This window comes from Streptomyces sp. NPDC111802, assembly GCF_055634335.1.
Window position 1 is genome coordinate 31,773 of the sequence record NZ_JBVKCZ010000003.1, and the last position, 26,373, is coordinate 58,145.

Here is a 26,373-nt window from a genome sequence, read left to right on the forward strand (position 1 = left end):
GAATTCCTGCGGGGCCGGGCCCCATGTGTCTATGGCGACGGGCTGATGGTGCCGTCCACCGCCATGTCGAACATGCCCTGGGTCTTGCCGTCGACCTTCTTGTGCTTCAACCAGTGCTTGGACATGTTGTGCAGGTTCTGGTGCTGGTTCTCCCAGACGACCTGGTGCCCGGCACAGGCCATCTTCACCAGCAGCCGGTGTGGACCCGGAAGGGCGTTGTAGAGCGCGGGGACGGAGAAGTTGAACAGGGGATCCGAACTGGGCGGTGTCGTGTTGGCCGTCGTGTCGTACTCGCCGTAGACGATCATCACCGGCACGCTCCCGCCGAGCACACCGCCCTTCGCGGCGGCCTGCTTGTTCCAGCCCCACCACAGTGCGTTCCGGAATCGACTGAGGCCCAGCGGCTTTCCGGATGCCTGGATCGGTCCCCAGGTACGGCCGATCGGATCGATGTCCATCAGTGCCTGCCACACCACGTCGACGATGCCGGGTTCACGTTGGTCGTCACAGTGCACCTGGTCGTCCCACGACTGGGCGAATCCGTCCCGCGTGAACACATGAGTCGGGAACCCCGGCACCGGCAGAGCGGCCGGCGGGTCCTTCCTGCCCAGGGGCGGGAACATGGGGGCTACCAGGAACAGACTCTCGACCTTGTCGGGATGCTCGATCGCGTACGGCCCCATCTGGAACGAGGCCGCGGACCACCCGATGAACGCGACCTTCGAGACACTCCGCTGGTTCCGGATGTACTCGACCACGGTATCCAGTTCGGCCCAGTCACTCTGTGAACTGCTCAGCTGGAACGGGTAGCTGGGCGTTCGCTGCCCCGAAAGCGGGGGCTTCATCAGGGTGTTGTGGAGGGCGGGGTTGACGTTGCACGGATCCTCCATGCGAGGCCGTGTCGAGCCGCCCGACCCCTGGAGGTCCATCATGAACACGTCGTAGCCGGCCTTGGCCAGCGTCTCGCCCCACCCGTAGGTGCTGTGCTGGAGATCGGCACCCGCCAGTACGGGAACGCTCCTGCCATGCAGCATCAGGACGGCCTTCGGTTCCGGCACGGGACCGGAGGGCATGTGCTCCCGCACGAAGAGATCGATTACCTGCCCCTGCGACGCATCGATGGTCGACTTGTGCGGAACCAGGTGGTTGAACGTTTTGACAGCCACGGCAACTCCTTCCATCTGATGGGTCCATCGGATGGGTCAGGAGAACGCTTGCCGCCATTGTCAGTTCCGTGCGCCCGGCAGCATATGTTCGCTGCCCGCATCGGCCGCCCCGTGACTCACCCTTTCCCTTTCCCTTTCACGATAGTCCCCGGTCATATGCCACGCCTGTCCAAGATTCAAGGATTCCTCGAACACGGGTCCTAATCTGCGCGAGTAGTACCACCCCAGGGGGCATCGCTCGATATTTTCCACATGCTTTCAAACAGATCGGAGCACTCTTTCACCATGTGCTCGGACTGCCGCGTACCATCCCGGACATCCCACCCCACCCTTCCGGACTGAGACAATACGGGATCCAACAGGATTCGGTCGGGCTGACCGTAGGGGAATTCCGTCTCGCGGGCAACGTCGTAAAAAGCGAAGAAGGCGGCGTTGTCACCGACAAGGCTTACTTGAAATGCTGGCACACCCGGGTAGGTCCGAAACTGGAGAGAAACCTGTATGCGCGTGCGCTCCCGTAGGCGTCGCGCGAAGAAGAGGAGGTGACTTGCATAATCCCCGGTCCTGCCTTCGGCGTACCTTCGAAATTCTGGATCATCTGACACTGTTCCGTCGGCATTCAGCCTGCACGGAATTCGCATTGCTTGAGAGAGATCAGGCGTCAAGACCCTGAAGGAGACAGATTGGACACGCCCCGGTGAATCATGGAGTCGCATCAAGGTGCCGCGCATATGATCGAAAATCGACTCGCCCGTGTACCCAATGAACCGCACATCAACGGCGCGGCCACTCTCGGCTTCCTTGATCAGATCTCCTCGGGAAACCGGATTTGCGAATCGAGATGGTATGTGCCCACCTCGTGGCCCATCCGTCAAGTCCTTGATCGCGTCATACAGTACGTATGCCACCAGGCTCAGGAGCGCCCCGGCTGCGAATGCACTTCCCTGCAGGGCATCGCCGACAGGTTTGAAGATTTGAGCCACCAGGCCAAGGAGGAATATTCCCAGCAGGACACAACGCGTGGCTATCGGTTCGACGGTGTACCGAAGATAACGGAGAATTCCCTGAAATCGCACCGCAGTACCCGCCATGTCCCCCTCCACACGAAACAGGCACTCGCCCGATTGTGACCTTTCATACCCTTCCATCAACATCAGTAGTCTTTGGGCATGCAAGATCACGTCGCGCCGGCGGTCCACGTCATGCTCGCTCGATCTCAGGCCCTCTCGTAGAGGACTCCGTCGGACCAGATCGCGGGTACCCTGCCCCATTCCATGGCACTGCGCACGTCCGGGAAGAAACCGCTGCCGTTGAGGTTGGCGCTGGTGTTGCAGAGCAGCGGGATGCCGCTGAGCCGCTCGTACGCGTCCAGGACTTCATGGACGAAGGCGTCGTCGTCGGGCCCGACCGTCTGAACCCGCGCGGTGCCGTCCAGATGGCAGACGGCCGGCACCTTCTCCTGCCACTCGGGGCGCACCTCTTGGTCGAAGAGCATGTACGGATCGGGGGTGCCCGGCGCGAACACCTCGGGGGCCCGGTCCTCACGGCACATGGGGGCGACGGGACGGTATGCCTCCCGTCCCTTGATCTCGTTGAGCCGCTGCTTCATGTCCCGCGCCACGGCGGGCGCCAGAATGCTGCGGTGTCCGAGCGCCCGTGGACCAAGCTCGGCCCGCCCGTGCACCACCACGACCGGGTCACCCATCTCATAGAGCCTCGCGGCCAGTTCGGCAGGCGTGCACGGACGCCATTGCCAGCCAGGCAGCGGCTCGCTCGCGACCAGCGCAGGGCCCGCGTAGGTGTCCCACTCCAGGTGCTTGGGGCCTTCCGAGTTCAGAAGCTCGCAACAGGCCGTGCCCACAGCGCTGCCCGCGTCGTTGGGGAATGGCGGGATCCAGACGCGGTCCACGATGCCGGCGGCGCGGATATCCCGGTTCCACTTGATGTTCAGGGCGCAACCGCCGATCAGGCAGAGATTCAGCGTGCCCCGGCCGTCTGTTTCTATCGCGTCCCGCAACCCGTCGACCAGGGTCTCGCCGAGGAAGGCGTGAATCGAAGCGAGCATGTCCTCGGGCGACACCCCGGGGACGTCAAGGCCCTCGTCCATCAGCTTCAGGATGCGCCGCCCGGCGGCCTCGGTCAGGTGGTCGTCGGTCGTCCGGCCGTCCGGGAACGCCTTCCGCTCGGCCTCCCGGTAGAGGGTGCGCAGGGCGTCGACAGCCTTCTCGTCCCGGTTGCCGTAGGCGATGTACGCCATGATCTTGCCGGGCAGGGACAGGGTGTGCGGCCACTCGATCGGGGCGTCGAACGGTGGGAAGTGCTGGGCCAGTACGTGGTAGGTGTCGCCCAACATGTGATGCACCGCAGCCACGCTGTCCATTACGTCCGTGGTCGGGTCGTAGTGGTACAGGACGGGGAACATCGCCCCGTCCCAGCACAGGATGTACGACGGCTCCTGGCTCCGGGCGAAGGGGCTGGAGCAGTACGCGCTCGCCACGTGCCCGGCGTAGTGCGGGTAGCTGGTGTACTCCAGGTCCAGGAACCTCGACGGGTAAGGGCGAAGGAGGTTGTGGTCCAGCAGACCGCGCCGGTAGGGCGCGAGTTCGACCAGTATCTCCTGCGCCCCCCAAGGCTTGACCATGTGCGTCTTGCCCCAGCCGTCGAGGACCAGCCGGTCGACGTCCTTCAGGCGGTACCCGTACTCGGCGAGCAGGTCGACGACGATCTGCAGGTCCTCGATGGGCTCGTGCCGGGGGTTGTTGGCCAGCTTCTCCATCTCGACGGAGAAGATCAGGCGCCCGTCGTCGATGAGGGCGACACCACCGTCATGAGTGAGTTTGACGCCGCAGATGATCATGACTTGTCACCGGCGCCCGCGGCGACCTTCACGTTCTGCTTGCGCCCGGTAAGTGGGGCGCACATGTCGTGCATGCACTGGATGCCCCGGGGGGCGGGCATGGTGAAGCGGTCGTCCACGAGGATCTCCTTGAGGTACTCCATCTCGCTCGCGATGGTCGTCGGCGAACGCCGCACCACGTTGTGGTCACCGTAGATCTGGTGGATGGAGCAGAAGGTACAGGAGGCGTAGCAACCCCGGGAGGCGACCGGATACGCCGAGACCGAAATCAGGGTGGTTCTCGGCCAGCATCTGCCGCAGGTCGTGACGGGCCGGAGCAAACCCCTGACCAGCACCTCGATGGATGCCCTTCCGCCTGGCAGAAGCGGCCTTGCGTCGCGGCCACGGCCGTCACGACCCTGAGTCCAACTACGGCACGCGGGGCGAGGGCGCCCCGCTCTCAGGGACGGGAACGCCATGCCTCACATGACCGCCTTCGCCAGGAACCAGTGGTACGTCGCCGCCTACAGTCATGAGGTCGGGCGGGAGTTGCTCGGTCGGACGATTCTCGGGGAGACGCTCGTGCTCTATCGGACCGAGGAGGAGGGGACTCCGGTCGTGCTGCACGACCGGTGTGTGCATCGCCGCTACCCGCTGTCCGAGGCGCCGACCCGGCTCGACGGTGACCGGATCGTGTGCGGGTACCACGGGTTCACGTACGACACGACCGGTACGTGTGTGTATGTGCCGGGGCAGAAGCGCGTCCCGCGCACCGCGCGTGTCGCCTCGTACCCGGTCGTCGAGCAGGACTCGCTGATCTGGGTGTGGATCGGCGACCCGGCGCTCGCCGATCCGCAGAGCATCCCCCGGGCCAGGCACCTCGACTCCCCCGGCTGGGTCACCGTGCGCGGCATGGAGCCGATCGACTGCGACTACGGCCTGCTCGTCGACAACCTCCTCGACCTCTCCCACGAGACCTATCTCCACGGCGGCTACATCGGCACCCCCGAGGTCGCCGAGACGCCGATCACCACCGAGGTCGACGAGGGCGCCGGGATTGTGCGGGTCAGCCGGCACATGGACGACGCCGAGTGCCCGCCGTTCTACGCCAAGTCGACCGGCATCGAGGGCCGGATCGCCCGCTGGCAGGACATCGAGTACCACGCCCCGTGTCTGTATCTGCTGCACAGCCGTGTCGCTCCCGTGGGCGTGGCGCCGGAGCCCGACGGCAGCGACCCGCGCGGCTTCCACACCGAGGTCACGTACGCCATCACGCCGTCCGGCGACGGCAAGGTGTACGACTTCTGGGCCGTCTCGCGGGACTGGGCCACGGACGACGACGAGGTCACCGAGTTCCTGCGCGGCAACAACCACACCGTCGTCATGCAGGACGTCACCGCCCTCAATCTGCTCCAGAAGACCCTGGGCACCGAGCGCCACGGCTACCAGGAGCTGAGCATCAACATCGACACCGGCGGCCTGGCCGCGCGCCGTATCCTCGCCCGGCTGGTCGAGGAGGGCGCCAAGCCCGTGGAGAAGGTCCAGTGAGTACCGGTCCGACCGGCGAGATCTACCGCATCGACTGGCTGCCGGGCACCGACATCCTGCACGGCACCTGTCACTGCGGCCGTGAGCACACCGCGCAGGACCCGGTGGAGATGTGGGAGTGGATGCTCGCCCACCCGCAAGGACACGAGCCGCGAGGAACCAGTTCATGAGTGACGTGTACGAAGCCGAACTCGTCGTCGACCGTGGGGACTTCGCGGCCGAGGGTGTCCTCGTCCTCACCTTGCGCCATCCGCTGGGCGAGCGGCTCCCCGCCTGGGAGCCGGGCGCCCATGTCGATGTCGTGCTCGGGCCGGAGCTGGAGCGGCAGTACTCGCTGTGCGGTGATCCGGCGGACCGTGGCACCTGGCGGATCGCGGTCCTGCGGGAGCCGGACGGACGCGGTGGATCCGCGCATGTGCACGAGCAGGTGAGGCAGGGCGACAAGGTCCGGGTGCGCGGGCCGCGCAATCACTTCCGGCTGGAGCCCGCTCCCCGCTACCGCTTCATCGCGGGCGGCATCGGCATCACCCCGATCCTGCCGATGCTGGCCGCGGCCGAGGCGGCGGGCGCCGACTGGACGCTGCTCTACGGCGGGCGAACGCGGCAGTCCATGGCGTTCACGGAGGAGTTGGGGCGGTACGGGGCGCGGGTCACCGTTGCTCCGCAGGACGAGAACGGGCTGCTGGACCTCGGCTCGGTGCTCGACGACGTTGCCGACGGCACGCTCGTCTACTGCTGCGGGCCCGGTCCGCTGCTCGATGCCGTCGAGGCGCGGTGCCCGGCCGGAGTGCTGCGCGTCGAGCGGTTCCAGGCGAAGGAGCAACCGGTCGGTGAGGAGCGGGAGTTCGAGGTCGAGCTGGCGCGGAGCGGGCGGACGCTCACCGTCGCGCCCGGCGTCTCCGTGCTGGACACGGTGCGGGCGGCCGGCGTCGAGGTGCTGTACTCCTGCACCGAGGGCACCTGCGGGACCTGTGAGACCGACGTCCTCGACGGCACCCCGGACCACCGGGACTCCGTGCTCACGCCGGAGGAGCAGAAGAGCGGCGAGACGATGATGATCTGTGTGTCACGGTGCCGGGGGCGCCGACTGGTCCTGGATCTGTGATCCGCAAGAGGCGGCCGTCCTGGTGGACGTAGCCCAGGTCGGCGAGGGTCAGCAGCAGACGGCGGGGCGCGGCGCGGGGCAGGTCGCTGGTGTGCGGAGGACCTCACGGATGCGTTTGAGGCTTCTACCTTCCCGCTGAGCGAACTCGCGCACTACTGTGCGCCTTGCGCACAACCTGTCGGAACACCGTTGCACGTTGTCTGTACAGGAGGAGCCATGCGTCGTCTGTCCGCCGGTCTCAGCGCCGGCGCCCTGCTGCTCGTAGCGACGGCCTGTGGCTCGTCGGACGACGGATCGTCGGATGCGGGGGCGTCGTCCGGCGGTGTCACCACCGTCAAGCTCGGACTCATCCCGATCGTCGATGTCGCGCCGCTGTATCTCGGCCAGAAGAAGGGGTTATTCGAAAAGCGGGGCCTGAAGCTGGAGTTCACCACCGCTCAGGGCGGTGCGGCGATCGTGCCGGGTGTGGCGAGCGGTCAGTTCCAGTTCGGGTTCAGCAATGTGACGTCCCTGATGGTGGCTCAGTCCAACGGTGTGCCGGTGAAGGCCATCGTCAATGCCATCGCGTCGACCGGCGTGCGGGGCAAGGACTTCAACGGCCTCATGGTCAAGAAGGACAGCCCCGTCAAGTCGGCGAAGGAACTGGAGGGCAAGAAGGTCGCCATCAACACCCTGAAGAACATCAACGAGACCGCGGTCCGCCAGGCGGTGCGCGAGGCGGGCGGCGACCCGGACAAGGTGAAGCTCGTCGAGATGGCCTTCGACCAGATGCCCGCCGCCCTCGACCAGGGCCAGATCGACGCCGCGTGCGTGGTCGAGCCGGCGACGGCCACCATTCGCAGCCAGGGCGGCCGGGAGATCGCCTCCCCCTTGATCGACATCGCGCCGGAGCTCACCGTCGCGATGTACTTCACCTCGACGCAGTACGCGCAGCAGCACCCGGACGTGGTCAAGAAGTTCCAGGACGCCACCGCCGAGTCCCTCGCGTGCGCCGAGGCCCACCCGGACGAGGCCCGGCAGATCGTCACGACATACACGAAGATCCCGGCGTCGGTGCTGGAGCAGGTCATCCTCCCGAAGTGGCCGGCCGAGCCGAACCGTCCCTCCATCGAGGCCCTCATGAAGCTCGGCGAGCAGGACGGCCTCTTCAAGAAGACGCCCGACCTGGACGCCCTCCTGCCGTGAGGGGCGTGAACGTCGCACTCGGTGCGGCCGGACTCGCGGCCTTCCTCGCCCTGGGCGAGGCGGTGCCGCGGCTCGGCCTGGTCAAGGAGGCCTACTTCCCGCCGACCAGCCGGATCGCCGAGGCGCTGGCGGACGAGGCCGGCGACTTGGCCTTCTGGACCGCCCTCGGCGACACGCTCACCGGCTGGGCGCTGGGCCTCGCCATCGCCTCCTGCGCGGGCGTTGTTGTCGGCGTGGCCGTCTCGGTCGTGCCGTATCTGCGCGAGGCGACGGCCTCCACGATCGAGTTCCTGCGCCCGATCCCGTCGGTGGCGCTGATCCCGCTGGCGGTGCTGCTCTACGGCACCGAACTGAGGTCGGTACTCCTGCTCGTCGTGTACGCCTCCTTCTGGCAGGTACTGATCCAGACCCTGTACGGCGTCCAGGACGTCGACCCGGTCGCCGAGGAGACGGCACGCAGTTACGGCCTCGGCACCTGGGCGCGGGTGCGCCATGTGCTGTGGCCGACGGCGCTGCCGTATGTCATGACCGGTGTGCGGCTGGCCGCCGCGGTGGCGCTGATCCTCGCCATCACCACCGAACTCGTCATCGGAGCACCGGGGTTGGGCCGGCAGATCGCGGTGGCGCAGACCTCGCAGGCGGTGCCGGAGATGTACGCGCTGATCGTGGTCGCGGGGCTGCTGGGTCTGCTCATCAACGTGGGCGCGCGCACGGTGGAGCGGTGGGCGCTGGCCTGGCACCCGTCGGTGCGCGGGGAGGTGGCGGTGTGATCGGGCGGCTGCTGCTGAGGCTGGTCTTCGTCGTGGCGCTGCCCGTGGTGCTGGTCGCCGTGTGGTGGGCGGCGTCGGCGGGCAGCACGGATCCCTTCTGGCCGCCGCTGCGGACGATCCTCGACACCTTCCCCGACGTCTGGACGGCGGACCGGCTGCGCACGGACGTCGTGCCGAGCGTGCTGCGGCTCCTCGCCGGCTATGTGACGGCGGCCGTCGTCGGCGTGGCGCTCGGCACGGTCATCGGTTCCCACCGGGCGGTGCGCGCGGTGTGCGAGCCGGTACTGGAGTTCCTGCGGGCCGTGCCGCCGCCCGTGCTGGTCCCGGTCATCATGCTGTTCGCGGGCATCGGCGACACCATGAAGATCGTCGTGATCGCGAGCGGCTGTGTCTGGCCGATCCTGCTCAACACCGTGGAGGGTGTGCGCGCGGTCGACCCGGTGATGCTGGAGACGGCCCGCTCGTACGGTGTCACGGGCGTCGCCCGCCTTCGCCATCTGGTGCTGCGCTCGGCGAGCCCGCAGATCTTCGCCGGGCTGCGCCAGGCACTGTCCATCGGCATCATCCTGATGGTCATCAGCGAGATGTTCGCGGCCAACAACGGCATCGGCTTCACCGTGGTCCAGTTCCAGCGCAGCTTCGCCGTCCCCGACATGTGGACCGGGATCCTCGTCCTCGGTCTGCTCGGCTTTCTGCTCTCCGTTGTCTTCCAGCTGGTCGAGCGCCGGGTGCTCGGCTGGTACCACGGGCTGCGCGCCACCACCCGGCGGTCCTGAGTGAGCATCGTGAAGGGGCGGGTCCATGCTCGACGTACGCGGCCTGAGGAAGGTCTACGAGGGGTCCGGCCGCCGGGTGGAGGCGGTGCGCGACCTCACCTTCACCGTCGGGCCGTGCGAACTCGTCTGCCTCGTCGGCCCGTCGGGCTGCGGCAAGACGACCCTGCTGAAGTGCGTGGGCGGACTGCTCGCCCCGACCGGCGGTGAGGTGTTGCTGGAGGGGCGGAGGGTGACGGGCCCGCCGCCCGGCATGGCCTTTGTGTTCCAGGAGTACGGCCGCAGCCTCTTTCCTTGGATGCGGGTCGGCGAGAACGTCGAACTGCCTTTGAAACAGAAGGACTTGAATAAGGCAAGGCGTCGGGAGCTGGTGCGGGACGCGCTGGAGTCGGTGGGCCTCGCGGATGCCGTGGGGGCGTATCCGTGGCAGCTGTCCGGCGGTATGCAGCAGCGGGTGGCCATCGCCCGGGCGTTGGCGTACGAGCCCCGGGTGCTGCTGATGGACGAGCCGTTCGCGGCGGTGGACGCGCAGACGCGGGCCGATCTGGAGGACCTGGTCCGGGGGCTGTGGCGGGAGCGCGGCATCACGATCCTGTTCGTCACCCATGACATCGACGAGGCCGTCTATCTGGGCGAGCGGGTGATCGTGCTGTCCGCCTCCCCCACCGTCGTCCAGGAGCAGCTGAAGGTCGAACTGCCCGCCGAGCGCGACCAGTTGCACACCCGCGTGGACCCGCGCTTCGCCGAGCTCCGTACCCATGTGTACGAGCAGATCCAGGCGGCGAAGCGCGGGGTCGTGCGGGACGCGGTCATGAAGTCAGATACGCCTCCACCTCACTGAACTGCCCCGCCGGCCAGCCGGTGTTGGCGCTGACGGACAGCCGCAGATGGCGCAGGCTGGTGCCGCCGGGCAGGGCGACGGTGACCGTGTTGCCGGTGGCCGGGTCGAAGCGGTAGCCGGCGGCGCCGACGACCGTCGAATAGCTGGAGCCGTCGGTGCTGCCCAGCACCGTGACGGTCTGGGTGCGCGCGCCCCACGCCGAGGACGGGGGAAGCTTCAGCACCAGTCGGCGGACCGCCTCCGTAGAGCCGAGATCGACCGTCAGGGACTGCGGGAAGGCGCTGTTGGTGGACTCCCAGTAGCTGCCCGCGTCGCCGTCGACCGCCTTGCCCGGCGTGTAGACGTCCTGCGAGCCGGTGGCGGTGGCCGGACGGCCCTTGGCGAGGTTGCGCGCCGGGTCGGGGTCGGGGTTGCCCTGGCCGGGCTGCGGCCAGGTCGAGCAGTCGGACCAGGTGCTGGACCAGCCGGAGTTGCCGCCGCCGTCGGTGAGGGCGAAGGTGCCGGAGCCGGACGGGTAGGGGCAGTTGTAGATGCCCGCCGCGCCGACGCCGGTCGCCGTGACGTTGCGGAAGGTGGCCGCGCCCTGGGTCTCGGCCTGGACGACGACCGTACCGGTGTTCCGTACGGTGGCGCCGTCCACGGTGATGTTCTTCGCCGCGAAACCGCGGCCGCTGCCCGACACGAACTCGAAGGCGCTGTACGGGCTGTCGGTGACGGTGGTGTTGGTGATGCGGACGTTCGCCTCGATGGCGCTGTCGTAGGAGTCGACGCGCAGGGCGCCCATCGGGTGGCTCCAGTTGGGGTTCATCGCGCCCGTGCGGACCAGTGTGTTGCCGTCGACCGTGATCGTGCCGGACAGCGGGTGGAAGGGGTCCAGGAACTTCTGGTTGGAGATCGCGATACCGCTGCCGAGGGCGTTGGTGTCGGAGATCAGGTTGTCCTTGGCGGTGATGTCGGTGCCGCCGTAGATCGCGATGCCGTTGGCCAGGTTCGGCTGGGTGATCGTGTTGTTCTCGAAGCTGCTGTTGGTGTCCGGCGCGTACAGCGACCACATGGCGAGCGCGTCATCGCCCTGGTTGCGCAGGAAGTTGTGGCGGACACGGACGCCGCGGGCGTTGCCGTTGAGGTTGAGGCCGTCGGCGGTCATGTCGAGGAAGCGGTTGTTCTCGACGACGAGGTTGTCGTTGTTGCCCATCAGCCAGAGGCCGACCTTGAGGTGCTGGAGCCACATGCCGGAGACGGAACTGTTCGGTCCCAGCGACCCGTTGACGAAGTTGTCGGGGTTGGAGTCGACCCGCTCGGTGACCTCCCCGATGACCGCGAAGTCCTTGATGTGGACGTTGCCGGAGGAGCTGGACTGGTCGATGAAGCGGGACGTGTGCACGACGGAGTGCCAGTGGCCCGCGCCCTGGAGGGTGACGTTCTGGACTCCGCTCAGTGAGGAGGTCAGCCGGTAGTCGCCCGGCGGGATCCAGACCACTCCCCCTTGGGCTGAGGCGATGGCGTCCCGGAAGGCCTGGGTGGAGTCGCCGTTGCCGGTGGGGTCGGCGCCCTTGGACACGACGGACACCGATCCGGCGGGCTGCCCGGCGGGCCCGGCGGCCTGCTCGAAGTCGGCGACGTCCACGGTGACCTGGACTCCTGTCGCCTGGACGGCCACCTTGTCCCCCGCCTGCACGTTCTGGCCGAGCAGCAGCCGGGCGTTGTCGTAGAAGTGGTGCGTCTTGGCACCCGGGATCCAGCCGGTGTCGACGTAGGAGTACTTCGAGGTGACCGCGAGCGACTTCGCGATCTTCTGGCCGTTGACGTACACGTCGAGGGTGCCGGACTGGCCGTCGGGGACGCTGTAGGCGAGGTTCACCGCGTTGGCCGCCCGCGGGACGGTGAACTCGACACGCTGGCCGGCGGTGAGGCGTACGGCCTGGCGTCCCGAGGCCTCCGAGGCGAGGCTGCCCTGTGTGTAGTCGGGGCCGATCTTCGAGCCGGTCGTGGTGGCGGACTCGGCCTCGACCGAGGTGAAGGGCACGGTGGCGCCGGACGCCGCCCGGGCGGCGGGGGCCGTCGCGGTGACCAGGCCCGCGGCGAGGGCGACCGCCACCGCTGCTGGCATGATCCTGACATATCTGCGCGTGTGCTGCATTGCTGATCCCTTCGTGGTGGGGGTACGGGGATAGCGGGCCGCGGTCTCAGGCGCGCAGCCAGACCGCGGTGTCCTTCGGCAGCCGCCCGTCCGGGTCCAACGGGCCGCCGGCGAGGAGGAGTTCGGAGTGGGACGGCAGGTCGGCGGGCTCGTCCGCCAGGTTGACCACACAGGTCACGTCCGGCCCCCGGGTGAAGGCGAGTACACCTGCGGGCGAGGGCAGCCAGGTGAGGGGGCCGTCGCCGAACGCCTGACGGAGTCCGATGGCCTCGCGGTACAGGCGGAGCATCGAGTGCGGGTCCCCTGCCTGGCGGTCGACCGCGTACGACGTCCAGCCGACCGGCTGCGGCAGCCAAGGCTCCTCACGTGAACCGAAGCCCGCGTACGGCGCGTCGGCCGCCCAGGGCAACGGCACCCGGCAGCCGTCCCGGCCCGGGTCGGTGCCGCCGGAGCGGGCATGCATCGGGTCCTGGATGCGGTCGCGGGGGATGTCGGCCTCGGGCAGGCCCAGCTCCTCGCCCTGGTAGACGTAGACGGCTCCGGGCAGGGCGAGCGAGAGCAGTGCCGCCGCGCGGGCCCGGCGGGTGCCGAGGGCGAGGTCGGTCGGGGTGCCGAAAGCCTTGGTCGCGAAGTCGAAGGCGGTGTCCTCGCGGCCGTAGCGGGTGACCGTGCGGGTGACGTCGTGGTTGCACAGGACCCAGGTCGCGGGGGCGCCCACCGGCGCGTGTTCGGCGAGTGTCGTGTCGATCGACGCCCGCAGCCGCCCGGCGTCCCAGGGGCAGGACAGGAACGCGAAGTTGAAGGCGGTGTGCAGCTCGTCGGGGCGCAGGTAGCGGGCGAAGCGCTCGGGGTCGGGGAGCCAGACCTCGCCGACGAAGACACCGTCGTAGTCGTCGGCGACGGTCCGCCAGGAGCGGTAGATGTCATGGAGTTCGTCGCGGTCGACGAAGGGGTGCGGGTCGGGGGCGTCGGCGAGGTCGGTGAGCGCGGGGTCCTTGGCGAGCAGTGCGGCCGAGTCGATGCGGACGCCGGCCACGCCCCGCTCGAACCAGAAGCGCAGGATGTCCTCGTGTTCCTGGCGGACGACGGGGTGGGCCCAGTTGAGGTCGGGCTGTTCGGGTGTGAACAGATGGAGGTACCAGTCCCCGTCGGGCAGCCGGGTCCAGACGGGCTCGGTGGAGCCGACGAACTGCGACGGCCAGTCGTTGGGCGGGAGGCCGCCGTCCGGGCCGCGTCCGGGCCGGAAGTGGAACAGCTCGCGCTCCGGGCTGCCGGGTCCGGCGGCGAGCGCGGCGCGGAACCACGGGTGCTGGTCGGAGACATGGTTGGGCACGATGTCGACGATGGTGCGGATGCCCAGCTCGCGTGCCTCGGCGATGAGTTTCTCCGCCTCGGCGAGGGTGCCGAACGCGGGGTCGATCGCGCGGTAGTCGGCGACGTCGTAGCCGCCGTCCTTCATCGGTGAGACGTACCAGGGTGTGAACCACAGGGCGTCCACGCCGAGTTCGGCGAGATACGGCAGCCGGGCGCGAACGCCCGCGAGGTCGCCGGTGCCGTCGCCGTCGCCGTCCGCGAAGCTGCGGACATAGACCTGGTAGATGACGGCGGAGTGCCACCACTGTGCGGCGGCATGACGGGGCTGTGCCACGGTGTGGCCCTTTCTGTGAGAGCGAGTAGGACGTCAGCCCTTCGTGCTGCCCGCGCCGATCCCGGCGATGATGTGCCGCTGGAAGACCAGGAACATCGCGACCATGGGGATGCTGGCGATCACCATCGCGGCGATGAGCACGGTCAGCGGGATGTTCTGCGACAGCTGGACGAGCGCCACGCTGATCGGCTGTTTGTCGGTGTCGGAGAAGACCATCAGCGGCCACAGGAAGTCCTGCCACACGGCCACCAGGGCGAAGATCGAGACCACGCCCAGGACCGGCCGGGACATCGGCAGCACCACCGACCACAGGGTGCGCAGCTTCCCGGCGCCGTCGATCTCGGCGGCCTGAAGGACATCGCGCGGGAGCTGGTCGAAGAACCGCTTCAGCAGATAGAGGTTGAAGGCGTTGGCGACGGCCGGCAGCCAGATGGCGAGCGGGGCGTTGAGCAGCCCCAGGTCCGCCACGGTCAGGTACTTCGGTACGACCAGCGCCTGGGCCGGGACCATCAGGGTGGCGAGGATGCCACCGAGGAGGACCTTGCCGAAGACGGGCCGCAGCATGGACAGCGCGTAGGCGGCGGCCGTGCAGAACACGATCTGGAACAGCCAGGCGCCGGCGGCCTGGACGACGGTGTTCCAGAGGTGGCTGGGCAGTTGCATCAGGTCCCAGGCGTCGGTGTAGCCGCTGAGGTGCCACTGCTCCGGGACGAGCGTGGGCGGGGTCCGCGCCACCTCGTCCGGCGACTTCATCGCGCCCGTCACCATCCAGTACACGGGGAAGAGGAACGCCAGCGTGAACAGCAGGACGGTGCCGGTGAACACGGACCAGTAGACGGCCTTGCCGCGCGGGCGGGCCAGGGCCGCCGGGGAGAGAAGGGTCCGGGTGGTCATGCGTCCTCCCCTTCGGTGCGTGTCAGACGCAGGTACACGGCGGAGAAGGCACCGAGGAGCGCAAGGAGCAGCACGCTGAGGGCGCAGGCGCCGCCGAAGTCGTTGTAGAGGAAGGCGTACTTGTAGATCAGGTAGAGGACGGTCACCGTGGCGTTCTCGGGGCCGCCGCCCGTGATGACGAAGGGCTCGGTGAAGACCTGCATCGTGGCGATGATCTGAAGGAGCATCAGCATCAGGATCACGAAGCGGGTCTGCGGGATCGTGACGTGCCGGATGCGTTGCAGTAGGTTCGCGCCGTCGAGTTCGGCGGCCTCGTACAGCTCGCCCGGGATGGACTGGAGCGCCGCCAGGTAGATCAGGACGGTGCCGCCCATGTTGGCCCAGGTGGCCACGATCACCAGGGAGATGAGGGCGGTGTCGGCGCCGTTGGACCAGTTCGAGGTGGGCAGGTGCAGGAACCGGAGCGCCTCGTTGGCGAGGCCGGTGCCGGGGTCGTAGAACCACTTCCACAGCAGGGCGCTGACCACCGGCGGGATCATCACCGGTAGATAGACCACGACCCGGAAGAACGCCTTGGCGTGCCTCAACTCGTTGAGGACCAGGGCGAGTACGAAGGGGATCGCGAAGCCGATCAGCAGGGCGAGCAGGGTGAAGGTGAGGGTGTTGCGCCAGGCGGCGGCGAACTCCGGGTCGGCGAAGACGCGGGTGAAGTTGGCGGTGCCGACCCACTCGGGGTCCGAGCCGGGCGTGTACTTCTGGAAGGCGATCACGACCGCGCGGATCGCCGGGTACCAGGAGAAGAGGGCGAAGCAGACGAGACCGCCGACGAGGAAGCCGTAGGCGCGCAGCTGGTCGGCGAGGCGGCGCCGCCTCTGGTCCCCTGCCGGAGGCGGCGCCTGCATCGGGTGGACCGCGACCTTCTCGACGGTCCGACGCTGAGCCGTCCTGGTCATGGCCCGTCAGCCCCGGGCCAGGATGCTGTCGATCTTCCCGGACGCGTCCTTCAGGAGCTGGTCGATGTCGGCGTCCTTCTTGGTGAGGACGGCGGAGACGACGCCGTCGAGGACGGAGTAGATCTGCTGAGCGCTGGGCGGCTCGATCTTCATCTCCAGGCTCTGGTTGCCGTCGAGGAAGGCCTGGTAGTTCTCCACCGGGACGTTGGCGTTGGCCTCCTTGACCTGCTGGTCCTTGGCGTCGGCGGCGCCGCTGAACAGGCGCGGCTCGGGCAGGCCGACCGGTGCGTCCGCCTTCTTGGCGCGGGCGTAGTCGCCGAGCAAGCCGTCTCCGGGCGTGAGGAACATGTGGTCCAGCCACTTCAGGCCGGCGCGGATCTGCTCGGGGCTCGCCTTCTTGTTGAACATGTAGCCGTCGCCGCCGATGAGCGTGCCCTCGCCGCCGGGCATGGGGGCGAGCGCGAGGTCCTTGTAGTTGCCGCCCTTCTCCTTGACCAGGATCGGGATGTTGTCGGGGGCGGAGAGGTACATGCCGAGCTTGCCGGAGCCCATCATCTGCTGGACGTCGTTGATGACCAGGAGCTGCTTGCTGCCCATGGAGTTGTCGCTCCAGCGCATGTCGTGCAGGTTCTGGAGCACGGCGCGGCCCTCGGGGGTGTCGACGGTGGCCTTCTCGCCGTCGGCGCTCACGACGTCCCCGCCCTGGGAGTAGAGCTCGGCGGTGAAGTGCCAGCCGCCCTGGTTCTGGGCGCTGTAGTCGGCGTAGCCGACGGTGCCGTTGCCCAGTCCGGCGATCTTCTTGGCGGCGGCGCGGACCTCCTCCCAGGTGGCCGGGGGCCGGTCGGGATCGAGGCCGGCCTTCTCGAAGAGCGCCTTGTTGTAGATCAGGCCCATCGAGTAGCCGGTGCGCGGGATGCCGTAGACCTTGCCGTCGACGGTGTAGATGTCGCGCAACTGCTGCTGGATGGTCCCGTAGCTCTTCAACTCCTTGACGTACGGCGTGAGATCGGCGGCCTGGTTGATGTCGACGACGTGCCCGGCGTCGGTGAAGTACGTGTAGAAGACGTCCTCCATCTGCCCGCCGGCGAGTTTGGCGTCGAAGGTCTTCGGGTCTTGGCACGGGAACGCGTCGTGGGCCACGACGTCGATGTCCGGGTTGGCCTTCTCGAAGGCGGCGATGTCCTGCTCGAAGAAGGTGCGGTCGACCTTGGCGCTCTTGGGCGGCATGCAGTTGACCGTGATACGGGTCTTGCCGCTCGCCGAGTCGTCGTCGCCCGACCCGCAGGCGGAGACAGCGAGGGCGAGGGAGCAGACACTCAGCGCGGCAAAGGTACGGCGGAACCCGGTGCTTCTCATCGGTGGACCCCTCTGGGCAGGAGCGGTGGGCGCCGCACACTCAAGCACCGTCGACATCCGTCCGCAAGATGTCGCGCGAATTTTGCAATTTTTGAACAGCAGAAGGGCCGCCCTCGTCGGCGTCGGCGAGACGCCCGATCTCAGGTGCGCGGCGCCTGCGCCGTCGACCCGCGCACCACCAGCTCCGGCTCGAAGAGCAGCTCGTCCGCCGGTACGGCGGCACCCCCGATCTGCGAGTTCAGCAGCTCCACGGCCGCCCGCCCCATGGCCTCGATGGGCTGGCGGACGGTGGTGAGCGGAGGCTCGGTGCAGTTCATGAACGCCGAGTCGTCGTAGCCGACCACGGAGATCTCCGACGGGACGTCAAGTCCCTTGCGGCGGGCGGCCCTGATCGCACCGAGCGCCAGCGGGTCGCTCGCGCAGATGATGCCGGTGACGCCCCGGTCGATCAGCCGGGAGGCGGCGGCGTGACCGCCCTCGATCGAGAAGATGGCCCGCGCCACGCGCTCCTCGGGCAGCTCGCCGGCGATGCCCCGCGCGGCGGCCAGCTTGCGCGCCGACGGCACATGGTCGCCCGGCCCGAGCAGCAGCCCGATGCGTTCGTGGCCCAGCGAGGCCAGGTGCCGCCAGGCCTGCTCCACGGCCACGGCGTCGTCGCAGGAGACCCCGGGGAAGCCCAGGTGCTCGATGGCCGCGTTGACCAGGACGACCGGGATGTTGCGGTCGGCGAGCTCCTTGTAGTGGTCGTGCGGCGCGTCGGCCTGGGCGTACAGCCCGCCCGCGAACACGACGCCGGAGACCTGTTGTTGCAGCAGCAGCGCGACGTAGTCGGCCTCGGACACCCCGCCCTTGGTCTGTGTGCACAGCACCGGCGTCAGCCCCAGCTGGGCGAGCGCTCCGCCGATCACCTCGGCGAAGGCCGGGAAGATCGGGTTCTGCAGCTCGGGCAGCACGAGGCCGACGAGCCGGGCGCGCTCGCCGCGTAGTTGTGTGGGCCGTTCGTAGCCGAGGACGTCCAGGGCGGAGAGCACCGCCTGCCGGGTGGCCTCGGAGACGCCGGGCTTGTCGTTGAGCACCCGGCTGACCGTGGCCTCGCTGACCCCGACCTTCTTCGCCACTTCAGCAAGTCGTCGCGTCATGCGCGCAAGAATAGCGCAAGAAATGCAAGCTGTTTGCGTTGCGCTGCCTCTACCACTTCTTCGCCGCCCAGAGGCCGCGCACATGTCCCAGGTGACGGGTCATGACCTCGCGTACGGCCTCCTCGTCGCGGGCGATCAGCGCGTCGAGGAGTTCGAGGTGCTCCTCGGCGGAGGCCAGCAGACGGCCGGCCTCGACGAGCGCGGTGAGCCCGTAGAGGCGGGAGCGCTTGCGGAGGTCGCCGACGACCTCGACCAGGTGGGCGTTGCCGGCGAGGGCGAGCAGGCCGAGATGGAAGCGGGTGTCGGCCTCGACGTACGCGATGAGGTCGCCGGAGACGGCGGCCTGGACGATCTCCCGGGCGGCCGGGCGCAGCGCCTCCAGGGAGACCTTGTCCGCGGTCGCCGCCAGTTCGACCACCGTGGGGATCTCGATGAGCGCCCGGATGTGCTTGTACTCGTCGAGCTGCTGCTCGGTGACCGCGGTGACCCGGAAGCCCTTGTTGGGGACCGTGTCCATCAGGCCTTCCTTGACCAGGTCCAGCATGGCCTCGCGGACCGGCGTCGCCGAGACTCCGAAGCGGGCGGCGAGCGTCGGCGCCGAGTACACCTCCCCCGGGCGCAGTTCCCCGGCGATCAGCGCGGCCCGCAGGGCATCGGCGACCCGCTCCCGGTAGCTGCTCTTCTTGCCGCCCAGGGTGGGCAGCGCGGGAGCGGCTGCGGTGGACGGGGCGCCGGTGCGCGGGGCGGCCATGGGTCTCCTTGCTGTGCAGCTGCTGTGGCAGCTGTGCAATGTCACGTGTTACGGGCGGTCAGGTGCCTCATTATCGTCGACGTTCACAGCACGAACCCGGCCGGGAACGGGTCCGACGGATCGAGCAGATACTGCGCGGTGCCCGTGATCCACGCGCGCCCGGTGAAGCTGGGCAGGACGGCGGGGCGGCCCCCGACCTCGGTGGTGCCGAGGAGCCGTCCGGTGAACCGCGTCCCGATGAAGGACTCGTTGACGAACTCGGTGTGCAGGGGCAGTTCGCCCCGGGCGTGCAGCTGCGCCATCCGCGCGCTCGTGCCCGTACCGCAGGGCGAGCGGTCGAACCAGCCGGGGTGGATGGCCATCGCGTGCCGGGAGTGACGGGCGGTGGAGCCGGGGGCGATCAGGTGGACGTGGTGGCAGCCGTGGATGGACGGGTCCTCGGGATGCACGGGCTCCTCCTCGGCGTTGATCGCCTCCATGAGGGACAGTCCCGCCGCGAGGATGTCGTCCTTGCGGGAGCGGTCGAAGGGCAGCCCGAACTGCTCCAGCGGCAGGATGGCGTAGAAGTTGCCGCCGTATGCCATGTCGTATGTCACCGTGCGCCCGTCGGCCAGGGTGATCTTGCGGTCGAGGGCGACGGAGAAGGACGGGACGTTCTGGAGGGTGACCGCCTTCGCGGCGCCGTCCTCCACGGCCACCTCGGCGACGACCGGGCCGGCCGGGGTGTCGAGGCGGATCGTGGTGACCGGCTCGACGACCTCGACCATGCCGGTCTCGACGAGCACGGTCGCCACGCCGATCGTGCCGTGTCCGCACATCGGCAGATAGCCCGAGACCTCGATGTAGAGCACGCCCCAGTCGCAGTCGGGGCGGGTGGGCGGCTGGAGGATGGCGCCGCTCATCGCGGAGTGGCCGCGCGGCTCGTTCATCAGGAGCTGCTTGATGCCGTCGCGGTGCTCACGGAAGTACAGGCGCCGTTCGTTCATGGTCGCGCCGGGGATGGTCCCGATCCCGCCAGTGATCACGCGGGTGGGCATGCCCTCGGTGTGCGAGTCGACGGCGTGCAGGACGAGTTTGCTCCGCATGGGTCCAGCCTCCTCTTACGCCGGCCCCGCGGCGACTGCCTTCTCCGTGGCCGCCCGGATCGTGGCCTCCTGCTCCGGCAGTAGCGGCACCCTCGGCGGGCGGCAGCGTCCCCCGTGCCGGCCGACGATGTCCATGGAGAGCTTGATCGCCTGTACGAACTCGACCTTGGAGTCCCAGCGCAGCAGCGGGTGCAGCTGTTCGTAGAGCTTCTTGGCGGTGCCCAGGTCGCCGGCGACGGCGGCGCGGTACAGCTCCACGCAGGCCCTCGGCAGCGCGTTCGGGTAGCCGGCCACCCAGCCCTTGGCGCCGGCGAGCGCGAGCTCCAGCAGGACGTCGTCGGCGCCGATCAACAGGTCCAGTTCCGGGGCGAGTTCGGCCAGCTGGTAGGCGCGGCGGACATCGCCGGAGAACTCCTTGACCGCGTGGATGTACCCCTCGCCGTGCAGCTTCGCGAGCAGTTCGGGGACGAGGTCGACCTTGGTGTCGATGGGGTTGTTGTACGCCACGACCGGGACGCCCGCCTTCGCGACCTCCTCGTAGTGGGCGAGGACGGAACGCTCGTCGGCTCGGTACGCGTTCGGCGGCAGCAGCATCACGGACGTACAGCCCGCGTCCCGGGCCTGCTCGGCCCAGCGGCGGGACTCGGCCGAGCCGTAGGCGGCGACGCCGGGCATCACCCGCGAGCCGCCGACCGCGGCGACGGCCGTCCGCACGACCTTCGCCCGCTCCTCGGGGGTGAGCACCTGGTACTCCCCGAGGCTGCCGTTCGGTACGACGCCGTCACAGCCGTTCTCGACGAGCCAGGCGCAGTGCTCGGCGTACTTGGCGTGGTCGACGCGGAGGTCGTCGTCGAGCGGGAGGGCGGTGGCGACGAGCACGCCGCGCCAGGGGCGGTGGTCGGTCATGGGGTTCCTCTCCGAGTGGCGATGTCGTGTTGCCGGGCGAGTACGCCGAGCGGTACGGGGCTCGCGAACGGCCGCCGGGACGGCGCCGGTTCGCATCCGGCGAGCCCGGCGACCGCGGGCCCGCACACGCGTCCCTGGCACCAGCCCATACCGGCCCGGGTCAGCAGCTTCACGGTGCGGACGTCACCCGCGCCGAGCTCGTCCACGGCCTCACGGACGGCACCGGCGGTGACCTCCTCGCAGCGGCAGACGAGGGTGTCGTCGGTGACCTGGTCACTCCAGTGCGCGGGCGGCGGGTACGCGGCGTCGAGAGCGGCGGCCGCCCGGCGGAGCCTCGTACGGGACTTGGCGGCCGCGGCCCAGCGCGCCGGGTCGGGTGCGGCGCCCTTGAGGCGTGCGGCGGCGGAGAGTCCGGCGATGTGTCCCTCGGCCAGGGCGAGGGCCGCGCCGCCGATGCCGGTGGACTCCCCCGCGGCCCATACGCCGGGTACGTCGGTGCGCTGCTCGTCGTCGACGGCCACGGTCTCGCCGTCCAGGCGGCAGCCGAGGGTCCCGGCGAGGTCGGTGTGCGGGAGCATGCCGTGTCCGACGGCGAGGGTGTCGCACGGCAGTTGGCGTTCGGTGCCCGGCCGGACGCGTCCGTCGGCACCGAGGGCGGCGACGGTGACTGAGGTGAGCCGGTCCTCGCCGTGGGCGCGGACGACCGTGTGGCGGCCGAGCAGGCGGACGCGGTGGCGCAGAAGGCGGGCCGCGTATCCAGCCCCCTCGGGCAACTTGGCGGCCAGGGCCCGGGCGTGCCGTACGACGTCCCCGGGGCCGGCCGCTTCCACGAGGGCCGCGATCTCGACGCCCGCCGCCGCGAGCCCCGTCGCCACGGGCAGCAGCAACGGCCCGGTTCCGGCGACGACCGCCCTGCGTCCCGGCACCACGAGCCCGCCCTTCAGCATCGCCTGCGCGCCGCCGGCGGTGACGACGCCGGGAAGTGTCCAGCCGGGGAAGGGAAACACCCGCTCGTAGCCGCCGGTGGCAAGGAGCACGCCGGCACTTCGCACCACGGCCGGCTCCCGCTGCTCGGGTCCGACCAGGGCATGCACCGCGAAGCCGTCGGAGTCCCGTTCCACGGCCCAGACATGATGACCCGACAGAACCCGAACGCCGCCACCGGCCAGACCGGCCCTGAGCCGCTCCCAGGTCCGCCACTGATGATGCAAGGCCTGCGGCCGCGGAGCGCGCAGCCCGGACGCGGGCCGACGGTAGAACTGCCCACCCGGATCCGCCGCCGAGTCGACAACCACCACCCCCAACCCACGCCCACCAGCCGCCACAGCCGCGGCAAGCCCCGCCGGCCCCGCACCGATCACCACGAGGTCAGTCATCGCGCCCCGCCCCTCCCGCGCCCGCAGCCGTCCCGCGCGCACCCCGGACACAAGCTGACCGTGGAACAGCCCACCCGCATCCGCCGCCGAATCGACGACCACCACCGCCAACCCCCGACCGACAGCCACAACAGCCCGCAGCAAATCCCGCCCGCGGCGCACCGATCACCACAAAGTCAGTCATCGTGGCCCGTCCCCTCCTGTGTCCGGATCGCGTCACCGGGGTGCAGGCGCACCAGGCAGGCCCGTTGGTTCGGGCGGTCGTTGATGGTGACCAGGCAGTCGAAGCAGACGCCGATGCCGCAGAACACGCCGCGCGGGCGGCCCTCGCCGCGGGTGGTGCGCCAGGAGGTGATCCCGGCCGCCCAGAGCGCGGCGGCGGCCGTCTGGCCGGGCAGTGCCCGGATCTCACGGTCGTCCAGGGTGACCGTGAAGGCCGGGCCCGGGTGGGCGTCGGCGAGCTCCAGAGGGGTTCTCATACGGCCTCCTCGGCGAAGCGGTCGGGGCGGAACGGTGTCAGGTCCAGGTCGGGGGTCTTCGCGGTCAGGGCCTGTGCGATCAAGTGGCCGGTGCCGGCGGCGAGTCCGATGCCGGCGCCCTCGTGGCCGCAGGCGTGGTGCAGGCCGGGCACCCGGGGGTCGGGGCCGATGGCGGGCAGGTGGTCGGGCAGGTACGGGCGGAAGCCCAGGTAAGCGCGCATCGCGTGGACGTCGGCCAGGAACGGGAACAGTCGCGTCGCACCCGCCGCCAGCGCCCGTACGACGGGCAGGGAGAAGGTCCGGTCGAAGCCGACGCGTTCCCGGCTCGCGCCGATCAGGATCGGGCCGGCCGCGGTGCCCTCGACGACCGGGGAGGTCTGGAGCGCGGCCGAGTCGCTGGCGACGTCGGCCACGTAGTCGGCGGCATACACCTTGTGCCGGACCTTGCGCGGGAGGGGCTCGGTGACCAGGACGAAGCCTCGCCGGGGCAGGACGGGGAGACGGGCGCCGGCGAGTGCGGCGAGTTCACCGCCCCAGGTGCCGGCGGCGTTGACGACCGCCGGGGCGTGGATGTCGCCCCGGTCCGTGCGCACCCCGCGCACCGCACCCTCGGGTGTGCGCAGGACGTCGGTCACCGTCCGGCCGGTGAACAGACGGGCACCGGAGGCGCGGACGAGGTGGGCGGCGGCCAGGGCCGGCATGACCTGGCAGTCCTGGGGATAGTGGACGCCGCCCGGCAGACCCGGTGCCAGGTGCGGTTCGAGGTCGTACAGGGCGTCGCCCGTGACCGGTTCGGCGACGACTCCGGCGGCCCGCTGCCCGGCGGCGAACCGCTCCAGCGCCTCGAGCCCGCCCGGGGACGAGGCCACGACGACGCCGCCCTTCGCCTCGTACTCGACGGCCGCGCCGAACTCCCGCGCCAGTTCGCCCCACAGTCGGCCGGACAGCAGCGCGAGGTCCAGCTCGGGGCCCGGTTCCTTGTCCGAGACGAGGACATTGCCCTCACCGGCACCGGTCGTACCGCCGGCCACCGGGCCACGGTCGACGAGGATCACGTCGAGACCCGCCCGGGCCGCGTACAGCGCGCAGGCGGCGCCCACCATCCCGGCGCCGACAACGACGACATCGCAGGTCAGTCGCTCGCTCACGCCAGTACTATGTCACACACCACCCTGAGACGGAATGGTGCGACCGCACCATTCCGTACGTCGGAGCGAGCCGCGCCGAACCGCGCTGACGGGGCGCCGCCGGCGACCTGAACGCCGACGGTGCCCCGTTCAGTCCTCGGTGGCGGGCACCACGCGCAGATGGGCCGCGCCGCGGCGTACCGTGCGCGTCCTGGGCCGGTCGCGGCGCACCTCGCGCAATACCAGCGTCAGCCGGGTGTACCCCACTTCCCGCAGGGTCCTGGGCGTCTCGTCGACGACCCGGCACTCGGTGGCGCCCCAGCGCGGGTCGGGGTGCAGCAGCGGGCGTACGGCGCCGTCCTGGGCGACGGCCCGTTCGCCGACCGCGCGGATCCAGTGCGGCAGGCCCTGCCGGTAGGCGGCCTCCATGATCGGATCCTGGGCGATCTCCCGCCGGATGGCCTGCAGACCGTGGTCGTGGCCGTGCCGCTCCACGGCGGCCGCGAACTGGGCCAGCATCGGCAGACACCAGCTGGACTCGTGGTCGCCGAGGACGGTGCTCGCGTCCGGGTGGAAGAGTACGAATCTGAGGAAGTTGTCGCCGGGCATGGCCGTCGGATGCGGGCCCACGCCGTGGAAAAGTGACGCGAAAGCGGTGTTCGCCAGAACGACGTCCCAGCGGTGGTCGAGTACGACGGACGGGAAGGGCACGGCTTCCACGAGGCCGGCGAAGTCCCGCAGATACGCCTGGGCCTCCGGCCTCTCGGGGACGGGTCGCGGTACGGACCGCTGCCCACCTGCCTGATATGCCATCGGGAGGTCACCCCTCTTGCCTATGCGGCCTTCACGCGGCGCCCCGATCCTGCTGCCCCGGCCCGAGCCGTGTCAACTATCGTGGCATTTCGTGCCTGTTGACGGCTGAAATTGGCCACAGTTGTGGCGAGACCTGGATGTGAGTTCGAACTACCCGGTAATCTCCGTCGAGTTCACGGGATGGGCTTGTGAGGAGCCTGTGAGAGACGTAGGAGATCTGTCGGTGACGGATGGCTTCGAGGGTCCGGGCGCCACGCCGACGGCAGCGCTGCCCGCCGTCGTCGCCCGCGTCACCGCGCTCGCCGACCGGCTCGGCGTGCCGCACACGGAGGTCTTCGACACCGGCCGCCTGTCCGTAGCCTGCGGCGTCCCCGAGTCCGTGGTCAAGGCGCTGCTGAGCGGCCGCCCCGCCGGCGAGCCCGACGTACAGGCCCGCTTCCTGCAGCGGCTCGACCTCCTGCGCCGCACCCGCCTCAAGCCCAACGGCCGCAAGTGCACCCAGCAGGAGATCGCCGACGGCGCGGGCATGTCACGCCAGCAGGCGGGCGCCCTGATCAACGGCGACCGGCGCCCCACCATGGAGCACTGCGACGCCCTCCAGCGCTTCTTCCGCGTACACGCCGGATTCCTCACGGCCGAGGATCCCGAGGCGCTCGCGGGCGCCCTCCAGCGCACCGAGCAGGACCTGCTCCAGAAGCTCGCGGAGCGCGAGGCCGCCCAGGCCGCCGAGGACCCGCTGGAGAGACTGCTGCAGGACCACGGCGTGCGCGGCATCGCCTGGCGGGCCGCGCAACTGCCCACCGACCAGCACCGCGACAAGGTCGCGGAGTGGCTGGACATGCTCCTGGAGAGCGTCAAGCGACCCGAGTCGTGATCCGGGGAGAACGGAGATCTGTGGGCATCGGTAGGGAAATGCGCCGCCTGTGCGGCGAGTTGGTCGCGGAGCTGACACTCCCCGCGCCCGCGGCGCCCGGGAAGCTGTACGGCGCGCTGTGCGACGCGATGGGCAGACGCCGCGGCCGTCCCGTCCACTTCCGTACGGCCGCCTTCCCGCCCGGCACGGCCAGCGGGCTGTGGCTCGACATGGCCGACCAGGACCTCGTGGTGATCGAGGAACGCACGGCGCCGGACCACCAGTTGGTGATCCTCGGCCATGAGCTGTGGCACATGAAGGCCGGCCACTGCACCCACAGCATCGAGGGCGCGAGCGTCGCGGCCCGGCTCCTGTGCGACGACGCCGATCTGCGCTCGACTGTGCTGAAGGTCGCCGCCCGCAGCCGCTTCGACGAGGCGGAGGAGAAGGAGGCCGAGAGCTTCGGCCTGCTGCTGGCCAGCAAGTGCCGTACCTGGCTGGCGGACCCGTCGGTGCGCGGGCAGCGGGATCATCTGGCGGGGCGGATCGAGGCGTCCCTGGGTTACCTCGGGCCACAGGGCTGACGCACCGTCGCCGGGAGCGGGCGGCCGGCACGTCCGGTACCCCCG

The 26,373-nt window shown here is 69.6% G+C and carries 26 protein-coding genes; 9 read left to right on the top strand and 17 right to left on the bottom strand.

All coding sequences use genetic code 11. The features are described from left to right. Positions 1-29: 29 nt before the first annotated feature. From ACZ7NC_RS03500 to ACZ7NC_RS03515, 4 genes are all read right to left on the bottom strand, one after another. Positions 30-1,166, bottom strand: a complete 1,137-nt coding sequence (locus ACZ7NC_RS03500; RefSeq protein WP_471484530.1) for an alpha/beta fold hydrolase — start codon at positions 1,164-1,166, stop codon at positions 30-32. A 200-nt stretch (positions 1,167-1,366) separates the two neighbouring features. Then, positions 1,367-2,365, bottom strand: coding sequence for a hypothetical protein (locus tag ACZ7NC_RS03505; RefSeq protein WP_471484532.1), 999 nt, complete (start codon positions 2,363-2,365; stop codon positions 1,367-1,369). Between the two features lie 17 nt (positions 2,366-2,382). Continuing rightward, entirely contained in the window at positions 2,383-4,023 is a 1,641-nt protein-coding gene (locus ACZ7NC_RS03510; protein WP_471484534.1) for a carbamoyltransferase N-terminal domain-containing protein, read from the bottom strand. Further along, positions 4,020-4,202 carry a hypothetical protein gene (locus ACZ7NC_RS03515; RefSeq protein WP_471484535.1) on the bottom strand — a complete coding sequence of 61 codons (183 nt, stop codon included), beginning with the start codon at positions 4,200-4,202 and terminating at the stop codon, positions 4,020-4,022. The genes ACZ7NC_RS03510 and ACZ7NC_RS03515 overlap by 4 nt, the downstream gene beginning before the upstream one ends. A gap of 277 nt (positions 4,203-4,479) precedes the next feature. Here ACZ7NC_RS03515 and ACZ7NC_RS03520 point away from each other — a divergent pair, with 277 nt between their 5' ends. From ACZ7NC_RS03520 to ACZ7NC_RS03550, 7 genes are all read left to right on the top strand, one after another. Then, complete coding sequence (locus ACZ7NC_RS03520; RefSeq protein ID WP_471484537.1) at positions 4,480-5,550, top strand: Rieske 2Fe-2S domain-containing protein; 1,071 nt, start codon at positions 4,480-4,482, stop codon at positions 5,548-5,550. Further along, complete coding sequence (locus ACZ7NC_RS03525) at positions 5,547-5,720, top strand: hypothetical protein (RefSeq protein ID WP_471484539.1); 174 nt, start codon at positions 5,547-5,549, stop codon at positions 5,718-5,720. The genes ACZ7NC_RS03520 and ACZ7NC_RS03525 overlap by 4 nt, the downstream gene beginning before the upstream one ends. Beyond that, complete coding sequence (locus tag ACZ7NC_RS03530; RefSeq protein ID WP_471484541.1) at positions 5,717-6,655, top strand: PDR/VanB family oxidoreductase; 939 nt, start codon at positions 5,717-5,719, stop codon at positions 6,653-6,655. Before ACZ7NC_RS03525 ends, ACZ7NC_RS03530 begins: the two co-directional genes overlap by 4 nt. A gap of 216 nt (positions 6,656-6,871) precedes the next feature. Next, complete coding sequence (locus ACZ7NC_RS03535) at positions 6,872-7,840, top strand: ABC transporter substrate-binding protein (protein WP_471484543.1); 969 nt, start codon at positions 6,872-6,874, stop codon at positions 7,838-7,840. Continuing rightward, complete coding sequence (locus ACZ7NC_RS03540; protein WP_471484544.1) at positions 7,837-8,610, top strand: ABC transporter permease; 774 nt, start codon at positions 7,837-7,839, stop codon at positions 8,608-8,610. Before ACZ7NC_RS03535 ends, ACZ7NC_RS03540 begins: the two co-directional genes overlap by 4 nt. Next, a complete protein-coding gene (locus ACZ7NC_RS03545) occupies positions 8,610-9,386 on the top strand; it encodes an ABC transporter permease (RefSeq protein WP_471484903.1) in 777 nt (258 codons plus the stop codon). The genes ACZ7NC_RS03540 and ACZ7NC_RS03545 overlap by 1 nt, the downstream gene beginning before the upstream one ends. Before the next feature lie 25 nt (positions 9,387-9,411). Further along, a complete protein-coding gene (locus ACZ7NC_RS03550; protein WP_471484545.1) occupies positions 9,412-10,224 on the top strand; it encodes an ABC transporter ATP-binding protein in 813 nt (270 codons plus the stop codon). Here ACZ7NC_RS03550 and ACZ7NC_RS03555 read toward each other — a convergent pair. From ACZ7NC_RS03555 to ACZ7NC_RS03615, 13 genes are all read right to left on the bottom strand, one after another. Beyond that, a complete protein-coding gene (locus ACZ7NC_RS03555; RefSeq protein WP_471484546.1) occupies positions 10,193-12,334 on the bottom strand; it encodes a discoidin domain-containing protein in 2,142 nt (713 codons plus the stop codon). The genes ACZ7NC_RS03550 and ACZ7NC_RS03555 overlap by 32 nt on opposite strands. Positions 12,335-12,410: 76 nt before the next feature. Further along, entirely contained in the window at positions 12,411-14,012 is a 1,602-nt protein-coding gene (locus ACZ7NC_RS03560) for a glycoside hydrolase family 13 protein (RefSeq protein WP_471484548.1), read from the bottom strand. Positions 14,013-14,045: 33 nt separating this feature from the next. After that, positions 14,046-14,906, bottom strand: a complete 861-nt coding sequence (locus tag ACZ7NC_RS03565) for a carbohydrate ABC transporter permease (protein ID WP_471484549.1) — start codon at positions 14,904-14,906, stop codon at positions 14,046-14,048. After that, positions 14,903-15,859, bottom strand: a complete 957-nt coding sequence (locus ACZ7NC_RS03570; protein ID WP_471484551.1) for a carbohydrate ABC transporter permease — start codon at positions 15,857-15,859, stop codon at positions 14,903-14,905. The genes ACZ7NC_RS03565 and ACZ7NC_RS03570 overlap by 4 nt, the downstream gene beginning before the upstream one ends. 6 nt (positions 15,860-15,865) lie before the next feature. Next, the gene (locus tag ACZ7NC_RS03575; RefSeq protein WP_471484553.1) at positions 15,866-17,215 is read right to left on the bottom strand and encodes an ABC transporter substrate-binding protein; all 1,350 of its coding nucleotides are present in this window, start codon (positions 17,213-17,215) and stop codon (positions 15,866-15,868) included. A gap of 140 nt (positions 17,216-17,355) precedes the next feature. Continuing rightward, positions 17,356-18,354 carry a LacI family DNA-binding transcriptional regulator gene (locus tag ACZ7NC_RS03580; protein ID WP_471484554.1) on the bottom strand — a complete coding sequence of 333 codons (999 nt, stop codon included), beginning with the start codon at positions 18,352-18,354 and terminating at the stop codon, positions 17,356-17,358. Between the two features lie 49 nt (positions 18,355-18,403). Next, the gene (locus tag ACZ7NC_RS03585) at positions 18,404-19,105 is read right to left on the bottom strand and encodes a GntR family transcriptional regulator (protein WP_471484555.1); all 702 of its coding nucleotides are present in this window, start codon (positions 19,103-19,105) and stop codon (positions 18,404-18,406) included. A gap of 83 nt (positions 19,106-19,188) precedes the next feature. After that, on the bottom strand, positions 19,189-20,190 hold the full coding sequence (locus tag ACZ7NC_RS03590) for a proline racemase family protein (RefSeq protein ID WP_471484556.1): 1,002 nt from the start codon (positions 20,188-20,190) through the stop codon (positions 19,189-19,191). Between the two features lie 15 nt (positions 20,191-20,205). Beyond that, positions 20,206-21,096: a dihydrodipicolinate synthase family protein gene (locus tag ACZ7NC_RS03595; RefSeq protein ID WP_471484557.1), complete on the bottom strand. Its 891-nt coding sequence runs from the start codon at positions 21,094-21,096 to the stop codon at positions 20,206-20,208. Next, positions 21,093-22,472, bottom strand: coding sequence for an FAD-dependent oxidoreductase (locus tag ACZ7NC_RS03600; protein WP_471484559.1), 1,380 nt, complete (start codon positions 22,470-22,472; stop codon positions 21,093-21,095). Before ACZ7NC_RS03600 ends, ACZ7NC_RS03595 begins: the two co-directional genes overlap by 4 nt. A gap of 176 nt (positions 22,473-22,648) precedes the next feature. After that, complete coding sequence (locus ACZ7NC_RS03605; protein WP_471484561.1) at positions 22,649-22,951, bottom strand: (2Fe-2S)-binding protein; 303 nt, start codon at positions 22,949-22,951, stop codon at positions 22,649-22,651. Continuing rightward, positions 22,948-24,099 (bottom strand): NAD(P)/FAD-dependent oxidoreductase, encoded by a 1,152-nt coding sequence (locus ACZ7NC_RS03610; protein ID WP_471484562.1) that lies wholly within the window; start codon positions 24,097-24,099, stop codon positions 22,948-22,950. Before ACZ7NC_RS03610 ends, ACZ7NC_RS03605 begins: the two co-directional genes overlap by 4 nt. 129 nt (positions 24,100-24,228) lie before the next feature. After that, the gene (locus ACZ7NC_RS03615; protein ID WP_471484564.1) at positions 24,229-24,891 is read right to left on the bottom strand and encodes an MmyB family transcriptional regulator; all 663 of its coding nucleotides are present in this window, start codon (positions 24,889-24,891) and stop codon (positions 24,229-24,231) included. Between the two features lie 223 nt (positions 24,892-25,114). Here ACZ7NC_RS03615 and ACZ7NC_RS03620 point away from each other — a divergent pair, with 223 nt between their 5' ends. Both ACZ7NC_RS03620 and ACZ7NC_RS03625 read left to right on the top strand, forming a co-directional pair. Then, positions 25,115-25,765 carry a helix-turn-helix domain-containing protein gene (locus tag ACZ7NC_RS03620; RefSeq protein ID WP_471484566.1) on the top strand — a complete coding sequence of 217 codons (651 nt, stop codon included), beginning with the start codon at positions 25,115-25,117 and terminating at the stop codon, positions 25,763-25,765. Between the two features lie 38 nt (positions 25,766-25,803). Then, entirely contained in the window at positions 25,804-26,328 is a 525-nt protein-coding gene (locus ACZ7NC_RS03625) for a toxin-antitoxin system, toxin component (protein ID WP_471484905.1), read from the top strand. Positions 26,329-26,373: the final 45 nt, after the last annotated feature.